The following is a 5,084-nucleotide window of genomic DNA, read 5'->3' on the forward strand; positions in this document are numbered from 1 at the left end:
CAGATGCGGAAAGTGGATGGCTGGGAATCCTTGGCTCAGCCCATCGCCCCAATCAGCCTTGACCTCGCGGCCTGATCAGGCCCAAATCCCGATGCTCGGAGAACGTCGCTAGAGAATTTCCACCAGATTCGAGACACAACCCCTTCCAGCTCCTGTTTCCAGTCCCGCCCGGTGGACGACCACCATCGCTTTTCATCGTCAGTGAGGGGGCGCCGGACCTGCTTCTGCTTCTCGCGAAGTCGGAACTCGATAACCTCGCCCGAGAGCTCGACGGTCAATCGCCGCCGCTCGTCCTCTTTGACCTTTCCCCCGTTCCGCCCCAGCTCCTTGAAAAGCGTATCGAGGATGCGGTGGCGACGGCGATCCTGAGGCGTGAACTCGCTTGGACGAACCATACTGCGCATCCACGGATCGCGCTCGCGACGCGCCTCAACCTTCCTGCGCTCGTGATCATCAAGCCAACGGGCAATCACCGGGTGAGGTTTGGTCGGGTGCTGAGGCACAGTCAACGAGGACGCATTCTCTCGAGCTTCATCCAGTTGCTGCTGGGCTTTCGCAGGCAATGCGACGGGTGGTTCCGGGCGCGGCGTTGGCGAAATCACCACGGATGATGGTGTCGCTTCATCCGCTGGTGGAAGGCGGGAGATCGCGACGTCCTTGCCGGCGGCTTTCTTCGCCCACCAGCCGCGGGGTGGGTAAGGGACGTTCAACCTGGTGCATATTTTGGCCAGCCCACTGCCGCTGATGCCATACTCCGCCGCAAGGTGACTCATGGGCGATTGCCAGACCTGCCGATACAGTTCCTCGCGAGTGACTCTTACGGAGTGAGGAGATACCTGCGGATTGCTCATGTCGTTTTCGTTGTCGCGAGCGACCGGTGCGACCATTAGATACCGAACCCAGCCGGTTGAGTTCGACCGATCGCACCGACATCGTGCGCCACTGGACGCTTGGCGTCAGTGCAAAATGAGGTTCCAGCGCCGGTCCACTGACGCCGCTCCCTGCCTCCTATGTCGGGGGAGCCGGCCGCCGGGGCAGGATGAGCCAATTGGGCGCCTTAGTGACTACGGACCCCGCCCGATCCGCGTCGCCCGGCGCCAGCCATCAGGAGGACGGCCCGGCCAGCGCCTGCAAGCCGGCCTTAACTCCACACTGGGCACTTTTGAAGTCGCTCGGGCAGCAAAACTGGTCCGAGAACGAAGCTGACAGGGTCTGCATTTCGACGGGCATCAACCACACCGTTGCGCTCGCGGGGTGCGCTGAACCAAATGACTGCGATGAAAGCCGAGCGCGGCTGCTTCTCGAAGCGCCTTTGCGATATCTCAACGGGGCGATCGGCACTCTTGGAGGCGGCCAAGCTCGGCTGGGCGAGGGGTCCGTCTACCCACGACCAGGTCGGCACCCCAAAGCGGAAGATTGAAAAGCTGATTGAGACTGCGGACCCCGCCTGACCCGCGTCGCTCAGCATCAGCCATTGGTAGGCGGCCCGGGCCAACGCTCGCGGCTGGACCATGACTCCAAGCTGGACTGTCTTCAAGGCATACGGATGAAGCGACCAGTCTTCGGTGTGGCGATGCACTCACGGAACACCGCGCTGCAGGACGTTTGGCGTCAGTGCGAATTGTGGCTCCAGCGCCGGTCCACTGAAGTCGCTCCCTGCCTCCTACTAAGCAGGAGCCGGCCGTCGGGGCGGGATGAGCAACGGTGAGTTTAGCTTGTCGCACCTGATGGCGCCACTGCCGGCGGCGGGTAGCCTACGGTCTCCGCCCAGCCCGCGGCGCCCAGCACCAGTCATCAGGGGGCGGCCCGACTGGTGCCTGCGACGCCGCAGTTAGTCGGTGATCTTGCCTCAAGCAAATGACCTCGCCCCCCCGTTGGGAACGGGAGCGTCGCAGACGCAGCACCACCGCCCCGCAACAGGGGCCACAGAATAGGCAATGGCATCGGGCAAGTGGTCGGGGCCGATAATAACGGGTGGGGGCATGGCGCTACGCGACTGCGCTGTCGCGATCTACGCGGACACCGTCCTCCTCGAATATATCCATCAGCACCTCGGCGATATCCTCGGTCGTGCTGTTGTCGAAGTCACCATCTTTGATGCCCCGAACGAATTTGTAACTGAGCTTGAGCGCCAACCTGCCATCTCGCACTGAGCCGAAGGTCTCGCCCCTGGGCACCTGCCTGCCAAGTGCCCGCCAGCCTTGATAGACGGTCTTCAGGAGTTGCCGCTTCGTCAGCTTGCGGGCGCGCATCATTGCGCTGGCCATGGCGCCGTCAGATAGCCGCCACCGGAGTGGCACCCAGTTATCGAGAGAGCACGCAAACAACAAGGCCGCACCGGGGCCGTCGAGCGGGTCGTCGACATCGGTGTCCTCGGCGAGACGCCGGTCGAGCTCATCCTGCAGAATCAGAAGGTCTCGCGTCCTGCATGCCTCCTCGATGGCGTCGACGTGCTCCGGAAGCAACGGCCCGAGGAACTGGACGCCCTTGTCGAGATCGAGAACGATGTCGTCGGGATGCGGCAGTGGATCGGGCGGTGTCTCACCCTTGGCTTTGGCGTCGGCGATTTCCTTGCGCGTCCGGTCGCAGTAGAGGCGCCAGATCTTAATCTCCTCAGCGATGCTTTGGCGCCGATCACGCTCGGCAAGATCGTAGCGCTCGATGACGTGCTTCTGTGCAAGCGGGTTGCCCTTCATCGCCGTTAGGTACTGCTTCCGGGCGACGGCTTCGATCGCCGTGCTTTCGGTCGATCCGGACGCATCGGTGAGGGTGATGGAGCGGTCCGCCTCCTGAAGCAGCAGCTTGCTGGCAGATCGATCGGCGCCGGGGCCGAAGTCGTCCTTGCGCGGCCGTCCCTTGGGATTGCCCGATTGGCCCTTCTTGAACTGCGTGTGTTTTGGCGGCTTCTTGTAGCCCGTGTCATGGACCACGTCCCGCCGGAGCTCCTGCAGGGATTCCTCGGACAGGGTCGAACCTTCCTCCCGAGGGTCGAGGGGATCGTTCTGGTCCGCCTTGCTGTTGCTCATGCCGACCTCCGGCGCCTGGGGCTCCTGGTTTTCTCGGTACTGCTCGCGGCCTGCGGCTGGGTCGGCCATCGTGCGGCAGCGACGCTCTCGAACGTGCGACCATCGCCATCGAGAAGAGCCTGCTTTCCGGTGTAGGCCTCCCAGCGGCGGATGGTGGTGTCGCAGTAGAGGGGATCGTATTCCAGGAGCCGGGCCCGCCGGCCGCAGCTCTCGGCCGCGATCAGCGTCGTGCCCGACCCACCAAAGATGTCGAGCACGATCTCACCGCGCCGCGAGCAGTCCCGGATCGCATCGGCCACCAGCGCCACGGGCTTGACCGTCGGATGCATGGCGAGTTCGGCCTCGCGATCTTTGCCCAGACTGCTGATGCCGGCATAGTCCCAGACGTTGGTCCGGTAGCGCCCGGTCTCGCCCAACCCGAAGCTGTTGGTGTGCGGCGCGCTGCCGACCTTGTAGACGAAGACCAGTTCATGCTTGGAACGGTAGAACGAGCCCATGCCGCCGTTGGTCTTGTTCCAGACGCAGAGGTTCTTGTGCTCCGAGAAGACCTTCTCGCCGGCGTCCAGCAACTCGCGCATGTGACGCCAGTCCATGCAGACGTAGGCGATCGCCCCGTCCCTGGCGGCGGCCGCCGCGTTGGACAGCGTCTCGATGAGGAATGCTGTGAACTCATTCCGCGACATCTCGCCGGCGGCGAAGGCGAACTCCCGGTGGCGCACCGCACCCAGGCCCGAGACATGGCCGTCAATGCGCACGTTGTAAGGCGGGTCGGTGAAGATGAGGTCAACCTTCTCACCTCCGAGCAGCAGCGCAACGCATTGCGGCGACCTGGCATCACCACAAAGCAGTCGATGGCGACCCAGCTGCCAGAGATCACCAGCCAGAGAAACGGCCACAGGCTCAAGCTCTGGAACACGGTCAGCGGGGTCGTCCTTTGCCTCGGTCGAGGCTTGGCGGGCCTGGTCCAGGGTGAAGTCGATCTCAGCCAGAGAGAAGCCGGTCAGGGAGACATCGAAGTCGAGGTCGAGGAGCGCCTGCATCTCGATTGCCAGCATCTCGGTATCCCAGCCGGCATTGAGCGCAAGCTTGTTGTCAGCCAGCACATAGGCGCGTCGCTCCTCAGGCGTCATGTGGGAGAGCTTGAGCGTGGGCACCGTCTCGAGCCCCAGCTCCTTGGCTGCCAGGACGCGGCCGTGGCCGGCGATGATCTCACCCTCGTCGCTGACCAGGACCGGATTGGTGAAGCCAAAGCGCCGGATGCTGTCGGCAATCTGGCGCACCTGGCGTCGCGAGTGTCGGCGGGCGTTACCGGCATAGGACTTTAGCCCCGAGACCCGGCACATCTCAATGTTGGGAGTAGATAGGTGCATAAAAGTCGGTTCCCCTTCGTGATGGTTGCTCTCGTTCCATTGGGACCGAACCATCATCACGAACCTAGGGGCACGATCTGTGCTCTACAATCGGCAGGCAAACCATAAGATGAGAAGAACTCAAGCAATACTGATGATTTATAGGCGATTTGAACCCGGAGAATTATTTGAAGGCCGTTTGAAGGGTCATCGAAGGGGGTTTAAACGTTTGGACGTTCAAACGGCACATTTCCGGCCCTGAGAAAATATCGTGCGACGCCCTGAAATCCGGGTCGCGAGCCCGTCGGTGCTCAAAGTGCTGCCAAAACGACAATGCCGTCCTGCTTTCGCGCAACCTCATCCCACATCATTGAGGTCGGCTACTGGCAAACAGCGGCAGTTGCCCGTTTACGGGCAGTCCCGTCCCGGGTCATGACACCGCCGTCCCGGTAAACGACAAGGTCATCCCGCTTTACGGCAATGCTATCCCGCCAAAACGCAGCGTTTTGCGGCCAGATTTCCCTGCTTCTAAGCTGGGAGCCCGAACCTTGGACCGGTGATGAAACAACGAGGTCTGGGCTAACTTCCTGATATCAGAGGTATATTTCCGCAGCTTCGCCGAGAGAAGAGGGCGAAGTGGGAAACTTGAAATCTCAGAAAAACAGGGAACGAGCGGAGACTGGTTCGCAGTAGTTCCCCTGCACCACCA

Annotated in this window: 3 protein-coding genes; all 3 read right to left on the reverse strand. The window is 62.2% G+C overall.

The genetic code is table 11. The annotated features are described in order from the left end of the window. Positions 1-35 precede the first annotated feature (35 nt). Positions 36-851, reverse strand: coding sequence for a hypothetical protein (locus tag ACESNB_RS03420; protein WP_373003863.1), 816 nt, complete (start codon positions 849-851; stop codon positions 36-38). Positions 852-1,988: 1,137 nt separating this feature from the next. Then, entirely contained in the window at positions 1,989-3,026 is a 1,038-nt protein-coding gene (locus ACESNB_RS03425; RefSeq protein ID WP_373003866.1) for a DUF5681 domain-containing protein, read from the reverse strand. Then, on the reverse strand, positions 3,023-4,396 hold the full coding sequence (locus ACESNB_RS03430) for a site-specific DNA-methyltransferase (protein ID WP_373003868.1): 1,374 nt from the start codon (positions 4,394-4,396) through the stop codon (positions 3,023-3,025). Before ACESNB_RS03430 ends, ACESNB_RS03425 begins: the two co-directional genes overlap by 4 nt. Between the last annotated feature and the right edge of the window lie 688 nt (positions 4,397-5,084).

This window comes from Hyphomonas sp. (assembly GCF_041689225.1).
Classification (GTDB): domain Bacteria; phylum Pseudomonadota; class Alphaproteobacteria; order Caulobacterales; family Hyphomonadaceae; genus Hyphomonas.